The sequence below is a fragment of the Micromonospora halotolerans genome (assembly GCF_032108445.1).
GTDB lineage: Bacteria > Actinomycetota > Actinomycetes > Mycobacteriales > Micromonosporaceae > Micromonospora > Micromonospora halotolerans.
In genome coordinates, this window is sequence record NZ_CP134876.1 from 5,342,299 (window position 1) to 5,366,692 (window position 24,394).

General features: G+C 74.2%; 23 protein-coding genes, 1 pseudogene and 1 riboswitch. Of the genes and pseudogenes, 7 read left to right on the top strand and 17 right to left on the bottom strand.

Features of this window, described 5'->3' with window-relative positions:
- Nucleotides 1-11 precede the first annotated feature (11 nt).
- From RMN56_RS25135 to RMN56_RS25150, 5 genes and pseudogenes are all read right to left on the bottom strand, one after another.
- Nucleotides 12-854, bottom strand: coding sequence for a PhzF family protein (locus RMN56_RS25135; RefSeq protein ID WP_313720030.1), 843 nt, complete (start codon nt 852-854; stop codon nt 12-14).
- Between the two features lie 16 nt (nt 855-870).
- Nucleotides 871-1,389 (bottom strand): GNAT family N-acetyltransferase, encoded by a 519-nt coding sequence (locus tag RMN56_RS25140; protein WP_313720031.1) that lies wholly within the window; start codon nt 1,387-1,389, stop codon nt 871-873.
- 19 nt (nt 1,390-1,408) lie between these two features.
- Nucleotides 1,409-1,858, bottom strand: coding sequence for a DinB family protein (locus RMN56_RS32755; RefSeq protein WP_376787336.1), 450 nt, complete (start codon nt 1,856-1,858; stop codon nt 1,409-1,411).
- A 138-nt stretch (nt 1,859-1,996) separates the two neighbouring features.
- Nucleotides 1,997-2,392 (bottom strand): annotated as a pseudogene (locus tag RMN56_RS32760) (DUF2000 domain-containing protein); the annotation flags it as partial.
- Nucleotides 2,393-2,459: 67 nt separating this feature from the next.
- Nucleotides 2,460-3,533 (bottom strand): Glu/Leu/Phe/Val dehydrogenase dimerization domain-containing protein, encoded by a 1,074-nt coding sequence (locus RMN56_RS25150; RefSeq protein WP_313720033.1) that lies wholly within the window; start codon nt 3,531-3,533, stop codon nt 2,460-2,462.
- Nucleotides 3,534-3,638: 105 nt separating this feature from the next.
- Between RMN56_RS25150 and RMN56_RS25155 the strand changes: the two genes are divergently transcribed.
- Nucleotides 3,639-4,106: an Lrp/AsnC family transcriptional regulator gene (locus RMN56_RS25155; RefSeq protein ID WP_313724855.1), complete on the top strand. Its 468-nt coding sequence runs from the start codon at nt 3,639-3,641 to the stop codon at nt 4,104-4,106.
- Between the two features lie 37 nt (nt 4,107-4,143).
- Here the strand turns inward: RMN56_RS25155 and RMN56_RS25160 are convergent, their stop codons facing one another.
- Nucleotides 4,144-4,602, bottom strand: coding sequence for a GNAT family N-acetyltransferase (locus tag RMN56_RS25160; protein WP_313720034.1), 459 nt, complete (start codon nt 4,600-4,602; stop codon nt 4,144-4,146).
- 100 nt (nt 4,603-4,702) lie between these two features.
- Complete coding sequence (locus tag RMN56_RS25165) at nt 4,703-5,947, bottom strand: RICIN domain-containing protein (RefSeq protein ID WP_313720035.1); 1,245 nt, start codon at nt 5,945-5,947, stop codon at nt 4,703-4,705.
- Between the two features lie 221 nt (nt 5,948-6,168).
- On the opposite strand from RMN56_RS25165, the gene RMN56_RS25170 reads away from it, so the two are divergent.
- Entirely contained in the window at nt 6,169-8,814 is a 2,646-nt protein-coding gene (locus RMN56_RS25170; protein WP_313720036.1) for a glycoside hydrolase family 3 N-terminal domain-containing protein, read from the top strand.
- Between the two features lie 52 nt (nt 8,815-8,866).
- Here RMN56_RS25170 and RMN56_RS25175 read toward each other — a convergent pair whose 3' ends face one another.
- The 3 genes from RMN56_RS25175 to smpB all read right to left on the bottom strand — a co-directional run bounded on the left by RMN56_RS25175 (nt 8,867) and on the right by smpB (nt 11,286).
- A complete protein-coding gene (locus tag RMN56_RS25175) occupies nt 8,867-10,144 on the bottom strand; it encodes an MFS transporter (RefSeq protein ID WP_313720037.1) in 1,278 nt (425 codons plus the stop codon).
- Entirely contained in the window at nt 10,141-10,716 is a 576-nt protein-coding gene (locus tag RMN56_RS25180) for a helix-turn-helix domain-containing protein (protein WP_313720038.1), read from the bottom strand. The genes RMN56_RS25175 and RMN56_RS25180 overlap by 4 nt, the downstream gene beginning before the upstream one ends.
- Before the next feature lie 87 nt (nt 10,717-10,803).
- Nucleotides 10,804-11,286 (bottom strand): SsrA-binding protein SmpB, encoded by a 483-nt coding sequence (smpB, locus tag RMN56_RS25185; protein ID WP_189196879.1) that lies wholly within the window; start codon nt 11,284-11,286, stop codon nt 10,804-10,806.
- A 118-nt stretch (nt 11,287-11,404) separates the two neighbouring features.
- Between smpB and RMN56_RS25190 the strand changes: the two genes are divergently transcribed.
- Nucleotides 11,405-12,202 (top strand): hypothetical protein, encoded by a 798-nt coding sequence (locus tag RMN56_RS25190; protein ID WP_313720039.1) that lies wholly within the window; start codon nt 11,405-11,407, stop codon nt 12,200-12,202.
- Here the strand turns inward: RMN56_RS25190 and RMN56_RS25195 are convergent.
- Nucleotides 12,127-14,361: an FUSC family protein gene (locus tag RMN56_RS25195; protein ID WP_313720040.1), complete on the bottom strand. Its 2,235-nt coding sequence runs from the start codon at nt 14,359-14,361 to the stop codon at nt 12,127-12,129. The genes RMN56_RS25190 and RMN56_RS25195 overlap by 76 nt on opposite strands.
- A 176-nt stretch (nt 14,362-14,537) precedes the next feature.
- Here RMN56_RS25195 and RMN56_RS25200 point away from each other — a divergent pair, with 176 nt between their 5' ends.
- Nucleotides 14,538-15,398: an NAD(P)-dependent oxidoreductase gene (locus RMN56_RS25200; protein ID WP_313720041.1), complete on the top strand. Its 861-nt coding sequence runs from the start codon at nt 14,538-14,540 to the stop codon at nt 15,396-15,398.
- 18 nt (nt 15,399-15,416) lie between these two features.
- Here the strand turns inward: RMN56_RS25200 and RMN56_RS25205 are convergent, their stop codons facing one another.
- From RMN56_RS25205 to RMN56_RS25215, 3 genes are read right to left on the bottom strand one after another with little or no spacing between them, the layout of a single operon-like run.
- Entirely contained in the window at nt 15,417-16,070 is a 654-nt protein-coding gene (locus RMN56_RS25205) for a lysoplasmalogenase (RefSeq protein WP_313720042.1), read from the bottom strand.
- Complete coding sequence (locus RMN56_RS25210; protein WP_313720043.1) at nt 16,067-16,894, bottom strand: sterol desaturase family protein; 828 nt, start codon at nt 16,892-16,894, stop codon at nt 16,067-16,069. Before RMN56_RS25210 ends, RMN56_RS25205 begins: the two co-directional genes overlap by 4 nt.
- Nucleotides 16,891-17,619, bottom strand: coding sequence for a FadR/GntR family transcriptional regulator (locus RMN56_RS25215; RefSeq protein WP_313720044.1), 729 nt, complete (start codon nt 17,617-17,619; stop codon nt 16,891-16,893). Before RMN56_RS25215 ends, RMN56_RS25210 begins: the two co-directional genes overlap by 4 nt.
- Nucleotides 17,620-17,754: 135 nt before the next feature.
- On the opposite strand from RMN56_RS25215, the gene htpG reads away from it, so the two are divergent.
- Nucleotides 17,755-19,647, top strand: a complete 1,893-nt coding sequence (htpG, locus tag RMN56_RS25220; protein WP_313720045.1) for a molecular chaperone HtpG — start codon at nt 17,755-17,757, stop codon at nt 19,645-19,647.
- Nucleotides 19,648-19,704: 57 nt separating this feature from the next.
- Here htpG and RMN56_RS25225 read toward each other — a convergent pair whose 3' ends face one another.
- The 3 genes from RMN56_RS25225 to RMN56_RS25235 form a co-directional block, all read right to left on the bottom strand.
- Entirely contained in the window at nt 19,705-20,403 is a 699-nt protein-coding gene (locus RMN56_RS25225; protein ID WP_313720046.1) for an SDR family oxidoreductase, read from the bottom strand.
- 32 nt (nt 20,404-20,435) lie between these two features.
- Nucleotides 20,436-20,906 (bottom strand): winged helix-turn-helix transcriptional regulator, encoded by a 471-nt coding sequence (locus RMN56_RS25230; protein WP_262281965.1) that lies wholly within the window; start codon nt 20,904-20,906, stop codon nt 20,436-20,438.
- A 74-nt stretch (nt 20,907-20,980) separates the two neighbouring features.
- The gene (locus RMN56_RS25235; protein WP_313720047.1) at nt 20,981-22,549 is read right to left on the bottom strand and encodes an LLM class flavin-dependent oxidoreductase; all 1,569 of its coding nucleotides are present in this window, start codon (nt 22,547-22,549) and stop codon (nt 20,981-20,983) included.
- Between the two features lie 349 nt (nt 22,550-22,898).
- A riboswitch (cyclic di-AMP (ydaO/yuaA leader) is annotated at nt 22,899-23,054 on the top strand.
- Nucleotides 23,055-23,059: 5 nt separating this feature from the next.
- Here RMN56_RS25235 and RMN56_RS25240 point away from each other — a divergent pair.
- Both RMN56_RS25240 and RMN56_RS25245 read left to right on the top strand, forming a co-directional pair.
- Complete coding sequence (locus RMN56_RS25240) at nt 23,060-23,764, top strand: transglycosylase family protein (protein ID WP_313720048.1); 705 nt, start codon at nt 23,060-23,062, stop codon at nt 23,762-23,764.
- Nucleotides 23,765-23,900: 136 nt separating this feature from the next.
- Nucleotides 23,901-24,362: a YbaB/EbfC family nucleoid-associated protein gene (locus RMN56_RS25245; protein WP_313720049.1), complete on the top strand. Its 462-nt coding sequence runs from the start codon at nt 23,901-23,903 to the stop codon at nt 24,360-24,362.
- Nucleotides 24,363-24,394 lie beyond the last annotated feature (32 nt).

The window sequence follows — 24,394 nt, forward strand, 5'->3', positions numbered from 1 at the left end:
CCCGGCGTCGGTCAGCTTCCCGGCATGACCACGGCGTTCCCGGCCACCCGGATGCCGCCGGTGGCCGGCACGTCGACCACCAGCAGACCGGGCCGGCCCAGGTCCGCCCCTTGGTGCAGGTGCAGCGTGGTCGGCGGCTCGACCAGACCGTGGGTACGCAGGTAGCCGCCCAGCGCCGCGGCGGCCGCCCCGGTCGCCGGGTCCTCGACGACGCCGCCGACCGGGAAGGGATTGCGGACGTCGAACCGCGTGCCGGAGGCGCGCCACACCAGCGCCACGGTGGTCCAGTCCCGCCGCCGCATCAGGTCGCGCAGCCGGTCGAAGTCGTAGTCGAGCGCGGCCAGCCGCTCCCGGGTCCCCGCGCCCAGAATCAGGTGGTACGCCCCGGCGTACGCGACGCGGGGTGGCAGCGACGGGTCGAGATCCGTCGCGGCCCAGTCCAGGGCGGCGAGCGCCTCGGCGAGATCGTCCGGCGCCACCGGCGCGTCCGAGGGCGCCACGCTGGTCAGGGTCGCGGTGGGCCGTCCGTCGGCGTCCCGGGCGGTCGCCACCCGGACCACGCCGGCCCGGGTCCGGAAGACCAGCTCGCCGGTGCCGGCGCGTTCGGCGACGGCCACCGCGGAGGCGATGGTCGCGTGGCCGCAGAACGGCACCTCGGCCTGCGGGCTGAAGTAGCGGACGTCGAACTCGCCCGGGCCGGCGGCGGTGAGGAACGCCGTCTCGGAGTATCCGACGTCGGCGGCGATGGCCTGCATCTCCGGGTCGGTGAGGGCACCGGCGTCGAGGACCACGCCGGCGGGGTTGCCGGCCGCCGGGTCGGTGGTGAAGGCGGCGTACCGCAGGACCTGCGTCATGGCGCCACCGTACGCGTCAACGCCCGGCGGGCCCCATCCACCGGATCTCGCCCTCGTGCCGGACGTCGGTGGGCGCCAGGCCGGCGGCGGTGGCGACGGCCGCGGAGGCCCGGTGCTCCGGGTGGATGTGGGCGACGACGTTCCGCACCCCCTGCCGCCCGAGCCAGGCCACCAGCCCCCGGGCCGCCTCGCCGGCGATGCCCCGTCCCTGCCACTGTGTGCCCACCACCCAGGCGATCTCCGCGACCCGTTCGTGGTCCGGCCCGGTGACGGTCGCCTGGACGGTCCCCACCAGGCGCGCCTCGTCGCGGAGCCGGATCACCCAGTTGCACCAGGCGACGGCCGGGTCGGGCGAGCCGGCGACGAGCCGCTCGTAGCGGGCCCGCAGAGCCGGCGGATCGACCGGAGCACCACCGATGTAGGTGTGTAGCTCCGGGTCGGCCAACACGGCCGCCATCTCCTTGGCATGCTCGACGAGCAGCGGCAGGAGGAGCAACCGCTCGGTGCGGATGGTGTCCGGGGTAATGGGCTTCATACGCCTGATCATGACGGTGCTACATGCCGACAGTCCCGTCGATTCGTTCGCGGAGCAGGTCGGCGTGCCCGTTGTGGCGGGCGTACTCCTCGATCAGGTGCACGAGGACCCACCGCAGCGAGACGCTGCCGCGCCAGGTGTCGTGACCTTCGATGTCGAGGTCGCGGGCGTCGGCGATGAACGTGTCGGCGAACGCGATCTCGTCGTGCCAGGCGCGGTGCGCGGCGGCGATGACGGTCGGCTCGGGAACCGCGTCGTCGAAGTCGCCGTCCGGGTTCGTCGCGGACGAGAACCGCGGAGGCGCGGGTTGCCCGGCCAGCACCTGGCGGAACCAGCGGCGCTCCACGTCGGCGAGGTGTCGGATGAGGCCGAGCAGCGACAGCGTCGACGGCGGCACCGCGCGCCGGGCCAGGGCTTCCGCGACGCCGGCGCACTTCAGTGCGAGCGTGTCGCGTTGGGCCCGGAGCATGTCGTGCAGCAGCTGCCGTTCACCGACGTTGGCGGGGCTGCTGAACCGGTGGTCCTCGACGGTGGGGAACAGCCCTGCCTTCCGGTGCGTTCTGCCGGCCTCTGCGCTGACCGGGGCCTCGGCGGCGTAGAGCGGGAGTCGCTTCGTCAGCGCGGTGATCCGGCTGCGCGGGCCGTACGCCGCGACGGCGACGTAGTCGATCTCGTTGGCGGGCGTCGTGGCGAGCGCGGCCAGGTAGCCGTCGTAGCTGCGGGCCTGCCGGGCGACCTCATTGAAGCCCACAGTGATCAGATCGTCGTCGGCACGAGCGCTGCGGTGCAGGTCGCGGAGCTGGTCGGCGGTGGCGCTCAGAATGGGCACGGGATGGGGGTTCAGCCCGGCGTGCCGCTCGCCGGAGCCGTCCTTGGCGTCCCCAGCCGGTGGGTCGGGTAGCCGTCCGCCGAGGCTCAACGCGAGCACCGCCGCGGCGTTGGCCGCCAGCGCGGCCGGCAGGTCGGCACGGATGACGATCACGAGTTTGGTGCTCAAGGTCATGCCGCTGTCTCCCGATCGGTCGGAGGTTGGGGCCGCGGATGCGTCGGCGCTCGATGGCGGGCACGGGTCATCGGTGGCCGTCCCGGATGCGCTGGCCGTCCCGGATGCGCTGGCCGGCCCGGAGGCGGGCGGCGGCGGCCGGGGTCGAGCCGGTGGCCCGGGCGGTACGCAGGACGCCGGTGAGGGTGTCGGCGATGCCGCGGACCCGGACGGCGGCTTGGTCGGAGGTCTCGCCGTGCAGTTCGACCGCGGTGGCATGGATGATGCCCCCGGCGCTGACCACGATGTCCGGCGCCCAGAGGATGCGCCGCTGGTGCAGCAGGTCCGCGGTGGCCGGGGTGTCGAGTTGGTTGTTGGCCGGCCCGGCGATCGCGGCGCAGCGCAGCCTCGGCACCGAGTGCCCGGTCAGCAGGCCGCCGAGAGCGGCGGGGACGAGGACGTCCACGTCGGCGGTGAGGCAGTCCCGCGGGCCGACCCAGGCGGCACCGGCGGCGTCAGCGAGCGCGCGCCGGCTGTCGTCGAGGTCGCTGGCCACCAGCGTCGCGCCGGTGCCGGCGAGCATCCGTAGCACGTGGCTGCCGACGCGGCCGAGGCCGAGCACGGCAAAGCTGCGCGCGGACAGGTCGGCCGAACCGAACCGCTCGGCGCACAACGCGCGCAGCGCGGCCAGGACGCCGACGGCAGTGTGCCCGGAGGAGTCGCCGCTGCCGCCGGCGTCAACCGGCCGGCAGAACGCGTGCGCGGTCCGCTCGGCGATCGTGACCATGTCGTCCGGTCCGGTTCCCACGTCCGGGCCGGTGGCGTAGGCGCCCGCCAGACCAGCGATGACATCGCCCACGTCGTGCAGGACGGCCCGGCGGGTGATCCGGTCGGGCTTCCGGCCCGGCGGAAGGGCGACGACGGTCTTGCCGCCGCCGTTGGGCAGCCCGGCCAGCGCGCACTTGTCCGACATCGCGGCGGAGAGTCGCAGTGCGTCGGTGAGCCCGTCCCGCCAGTGCGGGTAGTTCGCCAGCCGGCAACCACCGATGGCCTGCCCGAGCGCGGTCGAGTGCACCGCGACGATGATCGGCAGGCCGGATCGGGTGCCCCGCCTGACGACGACGTGTTCGTGTGGTGACTCGCTGTCGGAGTCGACTGTCATGATGATCGCTGCTCCTGTCGTTGGCTTGCTCGAACAGGGCAGACAGTAGCCATCTGACCGGTGCTGTCCGGCTCCCAGCGAACATCGTTCGGGGAACGTGCCATGATGTCGACCGTGGACGAACTTGATACGGCGATCATCCGGCATCTGCAGACACATGCGCGGCAGACCAACCGCGAGCTGGCCCGTGCCGTGGGCATCGCGCCGTCAACCTGCCTCGAGCGCGTGCGTGCGCTACGGGAACGCGGCGTGATCACCGGCTACCACGCCGAGATCAACCTGTCCGCGCTCAACCGCGGGGTGCAAGCCCTGTTGCATGTGCAGGTCCGCCCGCTGAGCCGCACCGTCATCGACGGCTTCAAGAAGTACGCCATGAGCCTGCCCGAGGTGGTGGCGGTGTTCGTCGTGGCGGGCGGCGACGACTTCCTCGTCCAGGTGGCCGTGCCCAGCGTGGACAGCCTGCACGCCTTCCTCATGGACAAGTTCAGCGGACGCCGCGAGATCGTCGGGTTCCGCAGCTCGGTCATCTACCGGCACGCCCGAAAGCAGGTCATCGAACCGCTCGACCTGTGACCATGCGAAACGTCCGGCGGCGCGAATCCGCGGATGATCATTGCTCGCGCACGGGCGAGGCCGGCTCGCGCACCATGAACACGTCCACCGGATCCTCGGCCTCGAGGGTGAACCCGTGCCGTTCGTACAGCCGCCGGGCCGGACTGCCCTGCAACACGTTCAGCCGGACCACGGCGCCCTCGCGGTCACACCGCGCCAGCAGCCCGCGCAGCACGGCCGTACCGATGCCGCTGCCCTGCACGTGCGGAGTGAGGTAGAAGTGCTCCAGCCAATGGGCGTCCTCGGCCGGCCGCAGCGACACGCAGCCGGCGAACGCGCCGCCCACCTCGACCACCCAGGTGTGCGCCGGGGCGAACCCGTTCCGCAGTCGCTGCCGCACCCGCTGCTCGTCGTACCGCCCGAGTCGCTCCAGGTCCGCCCGCAGCACCACGGCCCGCAACTCGACCGCCGCCTCGACGTCCGCCGCCGAAGCCGGCCGAATCTCCCAGTCCGCCACGATCGTCAAACTACTTTGCCGCGGTGGTCGCCGGTGATGCCGGGGCGGACGGTCCCGACCGTCCGCCCCGGTGTCAATCCGGCCGGCAGGTGCGGGGCGGTCAGCGGCGCCATTTCTGGTTGGCGCCGCCGGTGCAGTCCCAGATCTGGAGGCGGGTGCCGTCGGCGGAGCTGGCGCCCGTCGCGTCCAGGCACTTGTTGGCCTGCGGGTTCACGATGTCGCCGGTGGCGCTGAAGACCCACCGCTGGGCGCCGCTGCCGTTGCAGTCCCAGAGCTGCACCTTCGCACCGTTGGCGGTCGACCCGCCGCTCACGTCGAGGCACTTGCCCAGGGCGCGGACCGAGCCGTCGGTGTTCCAGGCCCACCGCTGGGCGGCGGTGCCGTTGCAGGTCCAGAGCTGGACGGCCGTGCCGTTGGCGGTGTTGGCGCCGGCCACGTCCACGCACTTGTTGCCGACCCCGACGATCTGCCCGCCGGTGCCACCGCCCCCGCCGCCACCGTTGTCCCAGGCCTGCACCCGGACGTAGTCGATGGTCATGGTCTGCGGGAAGGTGGTGCTGCCGTCCGGCGAGCCCGGCCAGTTGCCGCCGACCGCCACGTTCATGATCATGAAGAACGGGTGGTCGAAGACCCACCGGTTGCCGCCCGCGTCGGCCGGCGTCTTGCGGGAGTACGCGACGCCGTCCAGGTACCAGGTGATCGAGTCGGGCGCCCAGTCGACCGTGTAGGTGTGGAAGGCGTCGGCGAGCGCCTGGCCGCCGGGCAGCGAGGTCTGCCCGGTCAGCGGGTTGCCGCCGGAGTAGCCCGGCCCGTGCAGGCTGCCGTGCACGGTGGACGGTTCACGGCCGATGTTCTCCATGATGTCGATCTCGCCGCTGTTGGGCCACGGGTTGGTGGCGATGTCGTTGCCGAGCATCCAGAACGCCGGCCAGATCCCTTGCCCGCGCGGGATCTTGATGCGCGCCTCGAAGCGGCCGTACGCCTGGCTGAACGTGCCGTTGGTGAGCAACCGGGCCGAGGTGTACTGGCAGCTGCCGTACCAGCAGGAGAAGCCGGACGGGTTCTCCCGGCGGGCGGTGATGACCATGTTGCCGTTGCCGTCGAGGGCGGCGTTGCGGGTGCTGTTGGTGTAGTACTGCAGCTCGTTGTTGCCCCAGCCGCTGCCGCCGATGTCGTACCGCCATCGGCTGGCGTCCGGCGGCGTCCCGGCGGCGCCGTTGAAGTCGTCGGACCAGGTCACCGCGCCGGGCGCGGCCACGGCGGGGGTGTCGGTGACGGTGGTGAGCGCGGCCGTGAGGCCCACGGCCGCGAGGGCCACGGCGGCGATGGTGCGGATCCTGCGCACGGTGCCTCCCTGCTGTTAACAAGACATAAAGATAAGCTTCGATGAAGTTATGAACGAAGTGCGGAGCTGTCAAGAGAGCGCTCCCTGAGCTGGCGTGACGGTTCCGGAACCGGCCGGAAACATTGACGTGACGCGATGCGGTTCGGAAGGATCCGGAACCGGGACGTGGGCGGACCCGGGCCGACGGGGCACCGGGCGACCGGTCCCGTGGGAGGCGCGAGATGAGACTGCCCAGACACGCCACGCTCGGCGCGGTCGGCGCCCTGGTGGTGGCCCTGACGCCGGCCCCGCCCGCGGCGGCTGCCGACGCCGGCACGGTCACCGTCACCGCCGGCCGGCCGGTCTACGCGGCGGCCGAGGGGAGCCGGGTGCCGGTCGACCTCGCGGTGTCCACCTCCGACGGACGCCCCCTCGCCGCCGCGGTCACCGTGCGCTGGGCCACCGGCTCCGGCACGGCCACGCCCGGCGCCGACTACACCGCCGCGTCCGGCACGCTCACCTTCCCGGCGGGCAGCCCGTCCGGCGCCACCCGCTCGGTCACGGTCGCGCTGCGCGCGGACGGCGTGGCGGAGACCGCCGAGACCGTGCCGCTGACCCTCGCCGCCGACGGGGCCACGGTCGCGGCCCGGCCCACCGTGGTGGTCGACGCGCACGGCCTGCCGTACCTCGATCGGCGGCTGCCGGTGCGGCGGCGCGTCGCCGACCTGCTGGGCCGGATGACCCTCGCCGAGAAGGTCGGCCAGATGACCCAGGCCGAGCGGGCGGCCGTCGCCGACGACCCGGCCGCCGTCGCCCGCTGGCAGCTCGGCTCGGTGCTCTCCGGCGGCGGCTCGACCCCCGCCAGCAACACCCCGGCCGCCTGGGTCGAGATGGTCAACGGGCTCCAGGCGCAGGCGCTGAGCACCCGCCTCCAGATCCCGCTGATCTACGGGATCGACGCCGTGCACGGCCACGGCAACGTCGTGGGCGCCACCGTCTTCCCGCACAACGTCGGGCTCGGCGCCACCCGCGATCCGAAGCTGGTGGAGCGGGTCGGCCACGCCACCGCCGCCGAGGTACGCGCCACCGGCATCCCGTGGAACTTCGCGCCCTGCCTGTGCGTGTCCCGGGACGAGCGGTGGGGCCGCAGCTACGAGAGCTTCGGCGAGGACCCGGCGCTGGTGGTGTCGATGGAGACGGTCATCGACGGCCTGCAGGGCCGGCCCGGCCGGCTCGACGACGCCGACCGGGTGCTCGCCACCGCGAAGCACTACGCGGGCGACGGCGACACCGACTACGACGAGGCGGTCGCCGCCGCGAACGAGGGCAAGCCCTGGTGGGAGCAGAAGTACCCGATCGACCAGGGAGTGACCGTCACCGACCGGGCGCACTTCGCCCGCGTCGACCTGGCCCCGTACCTGCCGGCCGTGCGGGCCCACGGGGTGGGCAGCGTGATGCCCTCCTTCTCCAGCGTGGACTGGACCGAGGACGGGCTCGGCAACCCGACCAAGATGCACGCCCACCGCGAGCTGATCACCGATGTGCTCAAGGGCCGGCTGGGCTTCGACGGGTTCCTGATCTCCGACTGGGAGGGCATCCACCAGATCCCCGACCCGGCCGAGCCGACCAACGGCGGGCTGACCGCCTACAAGGTCCGCGTCGGGGTCAACGCCGGCACCGACATGTTCATGGAGCCGAACAGCGCCGAGCAGTTCGAGCAGCTGCTCCTCGCCGAGGTGACCGCCGGCCAGGTGCCCACCGCCCGGATCGACGACGCGGTCCGGCGGATCCTCACCAAGAAGTTCGAGCTCGGCCTCTTCGAGCACCCGTACGCCTCGGCCGACAACCTCGACCAGGTCGGCAGCGCGGCGCACCGGGCCGTCGGCCGGGAGGCCGTGGCGAAGTCCCAGGTGCTGCTGAAGAACAGCGGGCGGGCCCTGCCGCTGCGCCGGGACGCCAAGCTCTACGTGGCCGGGCGCAACGCCGACGACCTCGGCAACCAGGCCGGCGGCTGGACCGTCACCTGGCAGGGCGTCTCCGGCGCCGACGCGGTACCCGGCACGTCCATCCTGGACGGCATCCGTCAGGTCGCCCCGGGCGCCCAGGTCACCTACAGTGCCGACGCCTCCGCCCCCACCGACGGCGCGGAGGTCGGTGTCGTGGTGGTCGGCGAGACCCCGTACGCGGAGGGCTACGGCGACGTCGGCGGCCCGGAGTGCGGGTGGTGCAGCGTGCCGCAGCAGGAGGAGAAGTCGCTCCGGCTCCAGCCCGCCGACCGGGCGGTCGTCGACAAGGTCTGCGCGGCGCTGCCCACCTGCGTGGTGCTGGTGGTCTCCGGCCGGCCGCAGGTGCTCACCGACCAGCTCGGCGAGATCGACGCCCTGGTGGCGTCGTGGCTGCCCGGCAGCGAGGGCGCCGGGGTGGCCGACGTGCTCTTCGGCCGCCGTCCGTTCACCGGCCGGCTGCCGGTGAGCTGGCCGCGGGACGAGGCGCAGGTGCCGGTCAACGTGGGCGATGCCGACTACCGGCCGCTGTACCCGTTCGGTTGGGGCCTGCGGACCGTCCCGGGCCGGGGCGACCTGGCCGCCGTCGCCGCCGACCGGCCGCAGGTGCGGGCGGCCCTCGCGCCGGCCAGCTGGAACGCCGACGGCTCCCTGCGTGACGCCCCCCGGGTGCTGGACCGGCTCGGGCGGCAGCTCGGCGCCGACCACCGGGACGGCGCGCTGGTCGAGGCCATCCTCGGGGTGGTCCGGGACGCCGCCCAGGCGGCCGTGGTGCGGGGGAGCGCGCCGGACAACTGGGCCGCGCTGATCGCCGACGCCGACCACGCCCAGCTCACCGGCGACCCGGTCCGGGCGTTCGCCCTGCTGGCCCGCGTCGCCGCCTGACCCGCGCCGGTCGGCCTCCCCGGCTCACCCGGGGAGGCCGACCGGCCGGTCGTCACTCCGTCGTGGCGGCGGCGGCCGCCGGCGCGCGGTCCGGGCGGGCCGGTTCCGTGGCCACCGGTCGGCGCAGGTCCCGCCACGGGCCGCCGAGCAGCGGGGTGAGCACCACCAGCAGGTAGCCGGCGCCGATGGCGACCAGGGTCGTGGTGGTGCCCAGGTGGTCGGCGGCCAGTCCGGCGCCGAACGCGCCCACCGGCATGGCCGCCCAGGCGCCCGCCCCGATCACGCCGTAGACCCGGGCGCGCATGGTCGCCGGGACGCGTTCCAGCTCGACCGCGCCGATGAGCGGGTTGATCGCACCGGCGGCGAGACCGGCCACCGCGCAGACCGCGGCCACCACCGGCAGCGGCGGGGCGGCGGCGAGCGCCCAGAAGGGCGGCGCGCCGGCCACGGCGAACGCCGTGACGAAGGTGGCGCGGCGGGGCAGCCGGTGCCCGATGGCGCTGAAGATCAGCGAGCCGACCAGCGCGCCGCCGCCCATGGCGCCGACCAGCAGGCCGAACGCGGCCGCCCCGCCGAGGTCCCGGGTGGCGACGATCGGCATGAGCACGTTGCTCTTGGTGGCGTCGAAGAGGTTGGTGACCAGCACCAGCAGCACCATGGCGCGCAGCAGCGGCTCGCGGACCAGGAAGCGCAGCCCGGCGGCGAAGTCGCGCCAGTAGCCGGCCGAGGGGGCGTCGTGGTCGGCGGGCGGCCGCAGGCTCGCCGGCACCAGCACCGCCACCACCAGCGCCGAGACGGCGAACGTGGCCGCGTCCACGGCCAGCACCGGGAGCGCGCCGAGCATGCCGACCAGCAGGCCGGCCACCGGCGCGCCGATCAGGCGGGCACCGCGCTCGGTGGCCCCCAACCAGCCGATCGCGCGCTCGATCGGCACCCCGGCCTCGGTCGCCGCCTCGGGCAGCAGCGCCGTCCGGGCGGTCTGGCCCGGGGTGTCGAGCAGGCCGCTGACGAAGACCAGCCCGAGCAGCGCCGGGAACGGCAGCCCCACCGTGGCGTGCAGCAGCGGCACGGCGGCGACCGTCACGCCGGAGACCAGGTCGGCCAGCACGCTGGCCCGGCGGTAGCCGATCCGATCGACGAGCACGCCGCCGAAGGCGCCGCCGAGCACCACGGGGGCGGTGGCGAACGCGCCGGCCAGCCCGGTGGCGGCGGGGGAGCCCGTCTCGGCGAGCACGTAGAGCGGCAGCGCGATGAGGGTGAGCATGTTGCCGGTGAGCGAGACCGTGTGCGCGGCCAGCAGCCCGGCGAGGGGTGCCCGCCGGCGGCTCACTGCGGCCCCCGGTAGGCCTGCCAGATCAGCGTGACGGTGCGCGCGTCCGGCCGGTCGGGGTTGCTGCGGGCCTGCCAGCGCTCGCCCAGCTCGGACAGCTCCCGCCGCAGCTCCACGAGCTCGTCCGGGGTGAGGTGGAGGAAGTTGTCGCTGCTGGTGGTGCCCCGGACCCAGGCTGGGTCGAGGGACGCCTCGGCGTCGAGGTACGCCTCGAACCGGGCCACGTAGCGCTGGAGGAAGGCCCGGCGCAGCAGGTCGGAGGCGAGCCGCCGCTCCGGGTCGTCGAGCAGCTCCACCGGCTCCCAGTTGGTGCGCGCGTGTGCCGCCCGCCACCACCGCTCCCGGCGGTTGCGGGCCAGCTCGGGCGCCTCCACGACGAAGCCGTGCTCGGCCAGCTTGCCCAGGTGGTAGCTGACCGAGCCGACCGCCTCGCCGGTGACGTCGCTGAGGATGCCCACGGTCTGCGGGCCGCGGATGCGCAGCTCGCCCAGGAGCCGGATCCGGGTCTCGTGGGCCAGCGCCCGCATGGCCTTCGGATCGGTGAGGTGCAGGGTCTTCGGCTCATCCGCCATGCTGCTGAGGTTAGACCCACAACGAATGATGTACAAGAAGCCTTGTATATATGCGCCCGGCGCGGGCCGGTCAGGAGGGGCGGTGGATCAGGCGGGGCGGCGGCCCTTGAGGCGGCGGCCCAGCTCGCGGGCGATCTCCCGGTTGGCGTCCCGCTCGGCGAGCGCCTGGCGCTTGTCGTACGACCGGCGGCCCCGGGCCAGGCCCAGCTCGACCTTGGCCCAGCCGTTCGAGAAGTACATCGACAGCGGCACCAGGGTGACCCCGCCGTCGCGCAGCTTCTCCAGGATCCGGGCGATCTCGACGCGGTTCAGCAGCAGCTTCCGGGTGCGCCGGGGCTGGTGGTTGGTCCAGGTGCCGAAGCCGTACTCGGCGATGTGCAGGCCGTACAGCATGATCTCGCCGTCGCGCTCCTGGGCGAACGCGTCGACCAGCGACACCCGCCCCTCCCGCAGCGACTTCACCTCGGTTCCGGCCAGCACGATCCCGGCCTCGTACGTCTTCAGGATCGTGTAGTCGTGCCGCGCCTTCTTGTTCGAGGCGACGAGCTTGCGCCCCGTCTCCCTGGTCACGCCCCACCTCCTCGCCCGTCGACGCGGAGCACGATACCCGGTGCCCGCCGGGATCCCGGAGCGAAATTCGGCCCGGCCGCGGGTGCCGGGCCGGCGCCGCGCCCCCTAGCGTCGGGGAATGGACCGACTCGACGAGATCGCCTTCCGCCTGCCCCGGACGCCCGCCGCGCGGACCTTCCTCGACCAGGTCCGCACCCTGCTCGCCGACGTGCCGTACGCCGAGCCGGACGCCGTCCGCGGGCCGGTGGAGCGCCTGGTCCTCACCCCGCCGCGGCCGGACGGCGCCCGCCCGGTGACCACCATCGGGCTGGCCGACGTGCCCGCGCCGGTGGTCACGTTCGACCCCGGGCCGTCCCTCGGCGTCGAGGGCGCCGGGCCGCCCGCCGGGCCCGCGCCCACGGTCGACGTGGCGGAGCTGGCCCGCCGCCTCGCCGGGCACGTGCGGCGCGTCGACCACACCGGCGTGAACCTGCCCGCCGGCACGACGTCAGCCGAGGCGTGGCGCGGCCTCCTGCGGGCGCTCGCCGCGACGTCGACCATGTACCGCTACCCGACCGGCGAGGAGTGGCCGTTCATCCTGCCGTCGACGCCGGCCGAGCTGCGCGCCGACATCCGGAGCTTCGTCGTCGGCCGGGAACCACGGTTCGAGCTGGTCCACGACGCGTGGCGCAACCGCACCGAGTGGCAGTTCGCGCTCTGGACCGACCTGACGCGGACGGAGCTGGCGGAGCTGTTCCCCGAGCCCGAGGGGCTCACGTTTCCCGGGTTGGACGACATCTTCCGTGTGGTCCCGGTCCGCCACCCCTGGTGGCCGGAGCTGGGGATCCGGTTCGACCTGTGCTACCGGGTGGTGGGCGGGCCGTCGGACTGGGAGACCGGCGAGTGGTTGGTCACCGCCGGCGGCCGGATCGGCTGAGGCGGCTCCTCGGGAACCGCCGTGCCGGCGCGGCGGAGGTGAGCGTCGAGGTCGCCGAGCCAGCCGTCGACCTCCACGAGGGCCAGCACCTCCGGCCGGTCCTCGCCGTCGCGCACCATCCCGTGCACCTGCCGCGCGACGTCCCCGGGCGGGTCCGTCGGCGCCGGCGGCCGGTCGACCCGGCCCCGCGTCACCTGGCGGCCGAGGCCGGCGTAGCCGTCGCGCAGCCGCCCGGCCCACGCGACCAGCGCCGCCGCCGGGCCGGGCCACCGGGCCAGCACCCCGGGCCGGCGGTCGGCGAGCAGCGCCTGCCCGCCATAGGTGGCCCGGTGCGCGGCCGCCAGCACCGCGTCCCAGTCGATGTGCGACAGCCGGGGGTCGTGGCGCTCCCCGTGGTACTGGACGAAGGACGCGGTGGCGAGCGCCTCCGCGCGCCGGGCGGCGGTGACCGCGGCGCGCGCGTCCGCCGTACCCGCGAACGCCTCGGCGATCCTCTCGGCGGCCCGCCCGCTCGCCGCCAGGTAGGCGCCCGCGTTGCGGCACAGTTCGGCGCCGCTGCCGCGCGGCCAGAGCAGCAGGCCGGCCAGGACGCCCACCACGGCGCCGATCGCCACGTCCACCACCCGGGCGCCGGCCAGTTGCCAGGACGCGGGGTTGAGCTGGGCGAACACGACGATGAGCAGCAGGGTGAGCAGCGCCTGGGCCCAGCCCAGGCCGAGCAGCGGGCCGACGCCGAAGGCCAGCACGAGTGCCAGCGGCAGCAGGGCGGCGTACGCCTGCCGTTCGGGCGACACGAGCAGCAGCAGGCCGCCGGCGGCGCCTCCCGCGACGGTGCCGACCAGCGCCGGACGCAGCGTGGTCCGGGTGTCCGACGCCGAGGCCCGCATCAGGCTGAGCGTCGCCAGGAGCACCCAGAACCCGTGCTGCAGATTGACGATCCCGGCGATCACCCGCGCGGCGGACAGGGCCACGGCGAGCCGGACGGCTCCCTCGAGGTACACCGACCGCGGGGTGAGGTGTGCCCGGAACTGTCGCCGGTACAGCGACCAGGTGCTGCGCCCCGCGTACCAGAACCGGTCCGCGCCCGCCTCGACGGGCCGCGCGGCGCGGCGACCGCGCGGACCGGTGGCGATCCCGATCGCCGTCGCGTACGTCCCGGCCTGGTCGGCGAGCGTGCGGACCGCCGCGTCCACGCGCAGCCGGACCGGACCGGCGGCCCGCCACGACGGCGGCGGGGTGGCCGGCTCCGGCCCGCCGGCGGCCGGCGTGCCGGGTCGACGGACCGTGCGGTCGGCGGACCGCCGGAGCGCGGCCGCGCACCGCCGGAGCGCGCCGGCCAGGTCGGGGTCCCCGCTGCCCGGGACGTCCGGCCGGGACGCGAGGGACTCGGCGACCGCGAGCATCTCCTGGGCGGCGGCGGCCGCGTCCCGCCAGGCCCGGTCGTGGCGACCGGCCGACGTGGGGCGTGCCGTCACCGGCAGTCGCGACATCCGCACCTGGTCGAGCAGCTGTGCGGCCCGGGCGTGCCGGCGCGCCGCCGCCCCGGCCGCGCCCGGCCGCCCGACCAGCACGTCCGCGAGCGCGTCGAGGAGGTCCGCGAGGCCGCCCGCGGCGGCGTCGAGGCGCTGCGGGAAGGAGACCGGCGCCGGGTCCGGCCAGAGCGTCACCTCGGCGAGCGCGACCAAGGCGACGCCCAGGGTGACGCCGGCCAGCCGGGCCGGGAGGGTGTCCGGCTGGTACGGCGGGAAGCAGGCCAGGATGTAGAACAGCTGGAGCGCGTTGGCCAGCCCGACGAGGCGTGGCCCGCCGACGCCCGCGAACGCCACGGCGAACCCGATGACGAGCATCCCGGCGGCCGCGGCCGCGGTGTTGACCGCCAGGACCGTGCCGACCGCCACGAGCGCCCAGGCCACCGGTAGGGCCGCCAGCAGGGTGCGCGCCCGCACGGCGGCCCGCCCCGGCAGCTGGGCGAAACTGCCCGTGGCGACCGTGGCGAACAGCGCGTACGTGGCGAGGGTGACGCTGCCGAGGCCGTAGCGGCAGCCGTAGAAGGTGAGGGACGCGACCACGGTCAGCCGGGCCGCCCGACGGATGAGGCGGTAGCCCGGGTCGCGCCGGCGCAGCCGGTCCCGCAGCTCCCCGCCGGGCCGTCGACGCATGCCCACACCGCTTTCCACCAGTCTTCCCGGGGGGCGGGCCGTCTGCTTCCGGGACTCTATCCGGTCCGGGACGGCGGCGGTTCCCGGTTGAACCGACGAGGGCGTGTCCGCGATCGGGATGCCGCCCCCTGTCCGTGCGCCTAGGCTGCCGGGTAGGCGAGGCGGGGGAGCGGCGGATGACGAGGGTGGCGGTGCTCGGGCTCGGCGGCATGGGTGCGCCGATGGCGGCGAACCTCGTCCGGGCCGGCTTGACGACGGTGGTGTGGAACCGGCATCCGGAGCCGGCGCGTGCGCTCGGCGACCGGGGCGCCGAGATCGCCGCGGACCCGGCCGAGGCGGTACGCGGGGCCGACGTGGCGGTGACCATGGTGACCGACGCGGACGCGGTGCGCGCGATCGCCGTCGACCAGGGCATGCTGGCCGCGCTGCCCGACGGGGCGGTCTGGGCGCAGATGAGCACCATCGGGGTGACCGAGACCGCGCGCCTGGCCGAGCTGGTCGGCGCCGAGCGACCCGGGGTGACCCTGGTGGACGCGCCGGTGGCCGGGAGCCGGGGCCCGGCCGAACAGGGCCGTCTCGTCGTCCTCGCCTCCGGCCCGGAGCAGGTGCGCGACCGGGTCGCGCCCGTCTTCGACGCGGTCGGGCAGCGGACCGTCTGGGTGGGGCCGGTCGGCGCCGGGTCGCGGCTGAAGCTGGTCAACAACCTGCTGCTGGCCTTCGTGAACGAGGGGCTCGCCGCGGCGGTCGCCCTCGGCGACGCGCTGGGCCTGGACCGCGCCACCGTGCAGGGGGCCCTGCGGGGCAGCCCGCTGGTGTCGCCGTGGGCGGCCGAGAAGCTGGACCGGATCGCCGGGGACGACTACACGACGCAGTACTCCCTGGCCCTGGCCCTCAAGGACGTGGACCTCGCATTGCGCGAGGTGCCGTCCGGCCGGTTCCCGGCCGCCGAGGCCCTGGCCGGCGAGTGGCGACACGCGGTCGAACAGGGCCTCGGCGGTGACGATCTCACGGTCGTGACGCGGGCCCTCGCCCGCTGACCCACCGCCGTCCCGGGATCAGGGGACGGGTTGGGTGGCCTCGGCGGGCGACGGCGGGCGGGCCGGTCGCGCTTCCGTGGCGGCGGCCCAGCCGGTGGTGATCAGGAGGAGCGCCGCCGCGTAGGTGGTCATGACGACGAGGTCCCGGCCGGGAAAGTCACTGCCCGCCGCGCCCACCCCGATCAGCAGGTCGGACACGAGGAAGAGCGCCCCGCCGGCCGCCGCGCGCCGGGACACCCCGGTCGCGGCGGCGGCCATCAGGGACAGCGCCAGGCTGTAGCCGAGCACCGGCAGCCGCAGCGGACCCAGCGCGCCCCAGAGCAGCGCGTTCGCGCCGGCCCAGGCGAGCAGGTAGCCGGCCACCGCCGGCACCGGCGGCCGGCGGCGGCGCAGGAAGGCCGTGAGGAACGCGACCTGGGTGACGAGGAAGCACCCCATGCCGGCCAGGAACGCGGCCTGCCCGGACAGGAGCAGGGCCACGTCCCCGGCGGTTGCGGACACGAGCCCGACCGCGACGCCGTCGAGCCTGCGGCGGGCCGTCCAGAGGTACGCCAGCAGCAGCGGCGCCAGCAGCGGCTTGGCCAGCCACTGCGTCGGCGTCGAGTCGAGCGCGACCCCGACCAGCTCGACCAGGGCGACGGCCCCGAACAGGCCCAGCCAGGGTCGCCTCACCGGGCCGGCTGCCAGCCCGGCCGGCCGAAGACGTAGCCGAGCCGGGCGCGCCACGAGGTGGCGTGCCGGACGTCGGACCAGATCGCGGCGAACTCGTGGGTGGCCACCCGCAGCGGGTTGTAGGTCTGGATGTTCTTGGTCAGCCCGTACCGGGCCGGGGCCCGCTCGGGCTCGAAGGAGCCGAAGAGCCGATCCCAGACGATGAGGATGCCGCCGTAGTTGCGGTCGAGGTATTCGGCGTTCGAGCCGTGGTGCACCCGGTGGTGCGAGGGCGTGTTGAAGATGAGCTCGATCGGCCGCGGCAGCACGCCCACCCGCTCGGTGTGCAGGAAGAACTGGTAGAGCAGGCTGACCGACTGCTGCAGGAAGATCATCCACGGCGGGATGCCGAGCAGCGCCAGGGGCAGCCAGAACGGCAGCGACGTCATCGGCGTCCAGCTCTGCCGCAGCGCCGTGGAGAGGTTGTAGTAGACGCTGGAGTGGTGCACGACGTGGCTGGCCCACAGCACGCGGACCTCGTGGTGCAGCCGGTGGAACCAGTAGTAGGCGACGTCGTCGGCGAAGAAGACGATCACCCAGGTCCACCAGTCGCCGGGGGAGAGGTGCACGGGCGCGACCACCCACAGCGCGGCGTAGATGCCGACGGTGAGCAGCTTCCAGGGGAAGCCGATGATCTGGCTGCCCAGGCCCATGGAGAGGCTGGTGGTGGTGTCGCGCAGCTCGTAGCCGCGTTCCTCGTCGTCGGGGAGGAACCGGTAGGAGACCGCCTCGATGATGATGAGCAGCAGGAACGCCGGGACGGCGTAGAGCACGGCGGGAATCATGCTCGGGCTTCCCTTCGGGTGGCGGGGGTGGCGGGGGTGGTGACCGGGGCGGTCAGCAGGGCCCGGGCGTGCCGGGCGGCCGCGGCGCCCTGACCGGCCGCGATCGCGGCGGCGAGCCGGCGGTGGCCGGCGACGTCGAGCAGCTCGGCGGCCCGGGCGTCCGGGGGGACGTCGCCCACGGCGAAGGTGCCGGCCACCAGGCTGTTGAACGCCAGCAGGTAGGCGGTGTTGCCGCTGCCCCGGACGATCAGCCACCAGATCGCGATGTTGGCCTCGTTCATCCGGTCCAGGTCGGGAGCGAGGGAGCCGTACTCCTCGGCGGCCCGGACCAGCGCGTCGGTGACCTCCGGGTCGCCGCGCTCGGCGCAGAGCCGGGCCGCGTCGATCCCGACGCAGGACCGCATCTCCAGCATGTCGCGGACCAGGTTCTCGACCGGGAGCACGTCGGCCGAGCGGGCCAGCGACAGCGCCAGGTCAAGGCCGGCGTGGACCCGCCAGTCGAGCACCCGCGTGGCGCCGCCCTGGCTGACCCGGACCAGCCCGAGTTGCTGGAGCCGGCGCAGCGCCTCGCGGACGGCGTGCCGGTTCACGGCGAACACGGCGGCCAGCTCCCGCTCGCCGGGCAGCGTCTCCTCCGGCCGGTAGCGGCCGCTGACGATCGCGTCGCGGAGCTGACCGAAGACGTGGTCCGAGACCGAGGCGCGGGGCACGGGAGCGAAGGCCATGGGCAGCAGTGTGGCCCCGCACACATCAACACGTCAACTGGTTGGACCAGACCCGATTCGACCACCCTCCGGTGCCCCCGCGCGCACGCCTCGTATCCTTTCCGCCGGAAGCCCGCGAACTGGAAGGGAGTCGGTGTGAGCGATCGGGTCGAGACGTTGGAGTTCCAGGCCGAGGCCCGTCAGCTGCTCCAGCTGATGGTGCACTCGATCTACTCCAACAAGGACGTCTTCCTGCGCGAACTGATCTCGAACGCCTCCGACGCGCTGGACAAGGTGCGCCTGGAGTCGCTGGTCGACAAGGACCTCCAGGTCGACACCACCGATCTGCACATCGAGATCGAGGTCGACCGGGAGGCCCGCACGCTGACCGTGCGGGACAACGGGATCGGCATGTCCCGCGACGAGGTGGTCGGGCTCATCGGCACCATCGCCAAGTCCGGCACCGCCGAGCTGCTGCGCACGCTGCGCGAGACGAAGGACGCCGCCGCCTCGCAGGAGCTGATCGGCCAGTTCGGCGTCGGCTTCTACGCCACCTTCATGGTCGCCGACAAGGTGACCCTGCTGACCCGCCGCGCCGGGCAGGCCGGCGGCACCCGCTGGGAGTCCACCGGCGAGGGCACCTACTCGGTCGAGGCCGTCGACGACGCCCCGCAGGGCACCTCGGTGACCCTGCACCTCAAGCCGGCCGATGCCGAGGACAACCTGCACGACTACACGGCCGAGTGGACCATCCGCGAGATCGTCAAGCGCTACTCCGACTTCATCGCCTGGCCGATCCGGATGACCGTCGAGAAGTCGGGCGAGGACGGCGCCACCACGCGCGAGGAGCAGACGCTCAACTCGATGAAGGCGCTCTGGGCGCGCGCCAAGGACGAGGTCGACGAGGCCGAGTACAAGGAGTTCTACCGGCACGTCGCGCACGACTGGGCCGACCCCCTCGAAACCATCCACATGCGCGGCGAGGGCACCTTCGAGTACGAGGCGCTGCTGTTCCTGCCGTCGCACGCCCCGCTCGACCTGTTCGCCCCGCAGGGCCGCCGGGGCGTGCAGCTCTACGTCAAGCGCGTGTTCATCATGGACGACTGCGACGCGCTGATGCCCAACTACCTGCGCTTCGTCAAGGGCGTGGTGGACGCGCACGGCCTGTCGCTGAACATCTCCCGGGAGATCCTCCAGCAGGACCGGCAGATCCGCGCCGTGCGCCGCCGCCTGGTCAAGAAGGTCCTCGCCACGCTCAAGGACCTCTCTTCCGAGGCGTACCGGACCTTCTGGGGCGAGTTCGGCGCGGTGGTCAAGGAGGGCCTGCTGGAGGACCCGGACAACACCGAGGCCCTGCTCGACCTGGTCCGCGCGGCCAGCACCCACGACCCGGCCGAGCTGACGACGCTGCGCGACTACGTCGAGCGGATGCGCGACGGCCAGACCGAGATCTACTACGCCACCGGCGAGAACCGGGCCACCATCGAGAACAGCCCGCACCTGGAGGCGTTCCGCGCCAAGGGCTACGAGGTGCTGATCCTGACCGACCCGGTCGACGAGGTATGGGTCGAGCGCGTCGGCGCGTACGACGGGAAGACCCTGCGCTCGGTCGCCAAGGGCCAGGTGGACCTGGAGACCGACGAGGAGAAGGAGCGGGCCGAGGCCGAGCGGCAGGAGTACGCCGACCTGCTCACCTGGATGAGCGGCGCGCTCGCCGACAGCGTCAAGGAGGTCCGGCTCTCCACCCGGCTCACCACCTCACCGGCCTGCGTGGTGGGCGACGCGCACGACATGACGCCCACCCTGGAGAAGATGTACCGGGCCATGGGTCAGGAGGTGCCCCGGGTCAAGCGGATCCTGGAGCTCAACCCGGCCCACGCCCTCGTCACCGGGCTGCGCAAGGCGCACGAGCAGGGCGGCGACAGCACCGCGCTGACCGAGACCGCCGAGCTGCTGTACGGCATGGCGCTGCTCGCCGAGGGCGGCGAGCTGGCCGACCCGGCCCGGTTCACCCGGATCCTGGCCGACCGGCTCGCCCGGAACCTCTAGCCACTGTGTGTAAGGAGGGGCCCCCTGTTAACGCCAGTCGTTAACAGGGGCCCCTCCTTACGGCAGGGCCGGGTAGAGGGCGGCCACGCCGCCGGAGAGGCCGGCGAGGACCTGGCGGGAGGTCTCGTCGGCGACGATCTCGTACCGGTCGGTCTCGATCCCGTCGACGGCGAGCCGGGCGATCTCTGCCGGGTCGGACTTCGGCGCGGTCACCCGCGCGGTCATGTCGGTGTCCATGTAGCCGACGTGCAGGCCGGCCACGCGCACGCCCCGGCCGGCGAGCTGCGCGCGGAGCGCGTTGGTCATCGACCACTCGGCGGCCTTGGCCGCGCCGTAGGCGCCCACCTCGGGGAACGTGATCCAGGACAGGGCGGAGAGGATGTTCAGGACCGTCCCGCCGCCGTTGGCGGCGATCCTCGGCGCGAAGGCCCGCACCACGGACAGCGTGCCGAGGTAGTGGGTCTCCAGCTCCAGGCGGATCTCCGCCAGGTCGCCGTCGAGCAGGTCGGCCCCGGTGCTCACCCCGGCGTTGTTGACCAGCAGGGTGACGTCGCCGGCCAGTTCCGCGGCGGCGGCCACCGAGGCCGGGTCGGTGATGTCGAGCCGCACCGGGGTGACGCCCGGCAGGTCGACGGTGTCCGGGTTGCGCGCGCCTGCGTAGACGGTGGCGCCGCGGGCCAGCAGCTCGGCGGCCAGGTGCCGGCCGAAGCCCCGGTTGGCCCCGGTGACCAGGGCGGTGCTTCCAGCGATCTTCATGCGGTGCTCCTGAGGGTGGGAAGGGTGGGTCGTCAGGACGGCAGCAGGCCGGGCCCGGGCAGCAGGTCCACCTGGTCGGCGGGCACGTCGTGCCCGGCCGCGCAGCGCAGCGCCACGTGCACCGCCGCGCCGCAGTCGTGGTGGGCCAGCCGGACCGACGGCTCCTCGACGGCGTACGTGTCGCCCCACTCACGCAGGGCGGCGAGCACGGGCAGCAGGTCCCGCCCCTTGGCGGTGAGCACGTACTCGTCGCGGGTGCGCTGCCCGGGCTCCCGGTAGGGCCGCCGGTCGAGCAGCCCGTCGGCGACGAGCTGCTTCAGCCGGGCGGCGGCCACCGGCTCGCTGACGCCGACCCGGCGGGCGAACTCGTCGAAGCGCCGGGTGCCGAACGACGCCTCGCGCAGCAGGAGCAGCGTGGTGCGGTTGCCGACCACGTCGAGCGCGCCGGCGATCGAGCAGTTGGCGGTGGACCAGGAGTCCCGCCGCGCGAGGAAGTCCGTCATGGGGGCGACGCTACCCGGCTGACTTAGGAAAACAAAAGCCAGCTATCTCACGCCGGACCCGGGAATAGCCGCCCTCAGAGCTGGCCGGCGTAGAAGCCGTGCCGCGCGAGGGGCTCGACGATCTCCCGCTCCTCGTACGACAGGTGGGACAGCAGGGTGTCGGTGAGCAGGTCCACGGCCGCTTGGAGCTGGGTGAAGTCGCCCGGCTCGCGGATCAGGTCCACGAGCGCCCGGTCCACGCTCTCCACCACCCCGTGGATCACCACGTGCTCCTCCTCGAGGCGGTCCAGCACCGCCGCCAGCCCCGCGTCGGCGCGGCGCAGGTGCGGGAAGATGGAGTTGTCCTCCAGACCGTGGTGCTGGGTCACCACGGTGCAGTACGCCGCGCAGTAGGCGCCCAGCGTCCAGTTGTTCTGCCGCATGGTCATCTCGTTGAGCACGGCGCGGGCGGCGCCCGGGGCCACGGCGCCGCGTTTGACCTGTTCCAGCAGGTCGCGCACCTGCGCGAGCTCCTGGCGCAGGTGGTCGTGCACGTCCACCAGGTGCTGCCCGGCGGCCTGCCCGTGCGGCGTGTAGACGTGCCCGGCCGGTGCGGGCGGCGCGGCCGGCCGGGTGGCCTCGTCCCACAGCCGGCGCGCGCTCAGGCGTACCCCCGGGTCGGGGGTGGGGGTGACCGCGAGCGCGGTCGACCCGCCGGCCGCGACGGCGGCCTGCTGCTCCTCGACCGCGCGGGCGCGGCTGCCCGGCGTGGTGCGTTCGGCGGCGACCAGCTCGCGGACCGCGGGCGCCACCTCCTGGGCGAAGAGCTGCACGGCGCGCGGCTCGTCGCTGCCGAGGATGAACGTGGCGACGCCGTGGTCCAGGGCGAGCCCGGCCAGTTCCTCGACCCACTGCTCCGGCGGGCCGTCCAGGAAGCCGCCGGAGGACCGGGCGAAGGTGCCGGTGACGTTGAGCAGCCGGCGCACCGCGCCGGGCTCCCGCCCGGCCTCCGCGGCGGCCTCGTCGATCAGCGCGTTCAGCGCCGGCAGCTCCGCCGCCCCCTTCGGCAGGTACGCCAGCGACGGCAGCCAGCCGTCCGCCAGGCGGCCGACCAGCCGCAGCATCCGCGGCTTGTACGCGCCGACCCAGACCCGCACGGGGTGGGCCGGGGCCGGCCCGCGCTTCGCCCCGACCACCCGGTAGTGCTCGCCCTCGACCCGGACCATGCCGCGCCGCTCGGTGTCCCAGACCTCGCGGATCACCCGGATCGCCTCGTCGAGGGCGTCCACGGCCGCGCCCGGGGAGAGCCGCCGGCCCCCGACCGCCTCGATCGCCTCCCAGAAGGCGCCGGCGCCGAGCCCCAGCTCCACCCGGCCGCCGGTGAGCAGGTCCAGGCTGGCCACGCTGCGGGCCAGCACCACCGGCTGGCGCAGCGGCAGGTTGAGCACGTTGCCCGCGAGGGTGATGCGACTGGTGGCCGCGGCCACGAAGGACATCAGCGTCCACGTGTCCAGGAACCCGGGCTGGTACGGGTGGTCCTGGAAGGTCACCAGGTCCAGGCCGGCCTGCTCGCACAGCTTGGCTCGCGCCACCACCTGCTCCGGCCGCCCGGCGCTCGGGGTGAGGAAGCCGCCGAAGGCCAGCTCGTGTCCGTGGTCGCTCATGCCTCGCCGCCTCGTGCCGATCTTGCGCGAACCTGCCCACGGTAGCCCCCCGTGTTGCCCGGCGGCCGGGGAACCCACCGGCTCCGGGGTCCACGACGCCCGGCGCGGCCACTCGCCACGGTGGACCCGGCGCCGCTCGGCGTCCTCTTCGGCCGGAACGCGAGAAAACTGCTGTGAGCTGGGAAAATTCGCCCACGGCCGCGCCGCTACGACAGATTCGACGGTTCCGCAAGCCGACGGACGGGGTCGTCGCTCGGCCGGGTGAAGAACTTCACAAGAAGTGGGCGTTCGGGACAAACCGTTCCTAACGTCGAGTCCGTTCGCGATCGCGGACACCACGGGCCGGCAACGCCTAATCCCGCCGCCGGCCCGGTGGTACCTGAACTCGGGCGGGAGCGGGGGACCCATACGTTCCTCGGTGCACGACACCTCGGGGTGAAGCCGCCTGCGGCGGCCGGGCTCCTCGGCCCGAACCCGACAGCTCACCTCGTCGGCGTGGAGGAAACCCACATGGCAACTGAACACGTCGCCCGTCATCGACGAGTCGCGCAGCGTCGCACCGCCGTCGGGGCGCTCGTCGTCGGCGCCGCCACCGGCGCCGCCGCCCTCCTCGGTCCGGCCGCACCGGCCAGCGCCGCCGGCGTCAACTGGGACGCCGTCGCCCAGTGCGAGTCCGGCGGCAACTGGCACATCAACACCGGCAACGGCTACTACGGCGGGCTCCAGTTCACCCGGAGCACCTGGAACGGCTACGGCGGCCAGAGGTACGCCAGCCGGGCCGACCTGGCCAGCCGCGGCGAGCAGATCGCCATCGCCGAGAAGGTCCTCGACGGACAGGGCATCGGCGCCTGGCCGGTGTGCGGCAAGAAGGGTGGCTCGACCAAGAGGTACTCGGCCAGCGACTCGGGCTCGAAGAAGGCCGCGACGAAGAAGGCCGCGACGAAGAAGGCCACGACGAAGAAGGCCACGACGAAGAAGGCCACCTCGGAGCGGTCGTCGCGGGGCGACCGGCCGGCCGCCCACGGCGAGCGGCGCACCACGCCGAGCACCGGCGGCGCCGGCAGTTACCTCGTCCGGCCCGGAGACACCCTCTCCGAGATCGCCGACGCGAAGGACGTCGCCGGCGGTTGGCGCGCCCTCTACGAGCGCAACAGGGGCGTGGTCGGCCACGACCCGGGTCTGATCTTCCCGGGCCAGAAGCTGCGCCTGCGCTGAGCCCCACCGGACCCGGCCCGCGCGGGCCGGTCCACCGCACCACGAACGCCCGGCCGGGGTTTCCCGGCCGGGCGTTCCACGCCGGGGCCGGTTGCTATCGTCACGGTGCTCGGAAAGACGTGAAGAAAGCGCGGATATGACCAACGACTCGTTCTCCGCGGCCGCGAGCCTCGACGAGCTGCTGACCAGGACGCAACAGGCGCTCTCCGCGATGCGGTCCCGGGCCGTAGAGCACGCCGACGGCGCGCCGGCCCAGCTGCTCCGCGCCGAGGGCGATGCGGCCGGCGGCCGGGTTCGCGCCGTCGCCGTCCAGGGTGGCCGGCTGGAGTCCCTCACCGTCGACCCGGAGCTGGCCGGGGAGCCCCTGGAGACCCTGTGCGGGCACCTCGTGGTGGCCGTGAACGCCGCGCTCACCGAGCTGGACGCGCGGGTCGGCGCCTCGGCCCGGGCGGACGTGGACGCCCTCGCCGCTCGGCTCGGCGGCCTGCCGGAGCAGTCCGCGCGGGACATGGAGCGGTTCAGCCGGGCCATGGAGGGCGTCGCGGCCCGGATCCGCCGCGACGGCGCAGCCGGCCCCCGCGCGACCCACCCGGTCTGACCGCGGTCGCGATCGACCGGCCACGTCCCGCG

Coding starts and splice junctions, on each gene's coding strand:
- RMN56_RS25155 (WP_313724855.1), top strand. CDS start 3,639: ATGTCGACCGTGGACGAACTTGATACGGCGATCATCCGGCATCTGCAG.
- RMN56_RS25180 (WP_313720038.1), bottom strand. CDS start 10,716: ATGGCGGATGAGCCGAAGACCCTGCACCTCACCGATCCGAAGGCCATG.
- RMN56_RS25215 (WP_313720044.1), bottom strand. CDS start 17,619: ATGGCCTTCGCTCCCGTGCCCCGCGCCTCGGTCTCGGACCACGTCTTC.
- RMN56_RS25195 (WP_313720040.1), bottom strand. CDS start 14,361: ATGCGTCGACGGCCCGGCGGGGAGCTGCGGGACCGGCTGCGCCGGCGC.
- RMN56_RS25200 (WP_313720041.1), top strand. CDS start 14,538: ATGACGAGGGTGGCGGTGCTCGGGCTCGGCGGCATGGGTGCGCCGATG.
- RMN56_RS25230 (WP_262281965.1), bottom strand. CDS start 20,906: ATGACGGACTTCCTCGCGCGGCGGGACTCCTGGTCCACCGCCAACTGC.
- RMN56_RS25135 (WP_313720030.1), bottom strand. CDS start 854: ATGACGCAGGTCCTGCGGTACGCCGCCTTCACCACCGACCCGGCGGCC.
- RMN56_RS25140 (WP_313720031.1), bottom strand. CDS start 1,389: ATGAAGCCCATTACCCCGGACACCATCCGCACCGAGCGGTTGCTCCTC.
- RMN56_RS25170 (WP_313720036.1), top strand. CDS start 6,169: ATGAGACTGCCCAGACACGCCACGCTCGGCGCGGTCGGCGCCCTGGTG.
- RMN56_RS25245 (WP_313720049.1), top strand. CDS start 23,901: ATGACCAACGACTCGTTCTCCGCGGCCGCGAGCCTCGACGAGCTGCTG.
- RMN56_RS32755 (WP_376787336.1), bottom strand. CDS start 1,858: ATGCTCCGGGCCCAACGCGACACGCTCGCACTGAAGTGCGCCGGCGTC.
- RMN56_RS25190 (WP_313720039.1), top strand. CDS start 11,405: ATGGACCGACTCGACGAGATCGCCTTCCGCCTGCCCCGGACGCCCGCC.
- RMN56_RS25235 (WP_313720047.1), bottom strand. CDS start 22,549: ATGAGCGACCACGGACACGAGCTGGCCTTCGGCGGCTTCCTCACCCCG.
- RMN56_RS25225 (WP_313720046.1), bottom strand. CDS start 20,403: ATGAAGATCGCTGGAAGCACCGCCCTGGTCACCGGGGCCAACCGGGGC.
- RMN56_RS25210 (WP_313720043.1), bottom strand. CDS start 16,894: ATGATTCCCGCCGTGCTCTACGCCGTCCCGGCGTTCCTGCTGCTCATC.
- RMN56_RS25150 (WP_313720033.1), bottom strand. CDS start 3,533: ATGACAGTCGACTCCGACAGCGAGTCACCACACGAACACGTCGTCGTC.
- RMN56_RS25240 (WP_313720048.1), top strand. CDS start 23,060: ATGGCAACTGAACACGTCGCCCGTCATCGACGAGTCGCGCAGCGTCGC.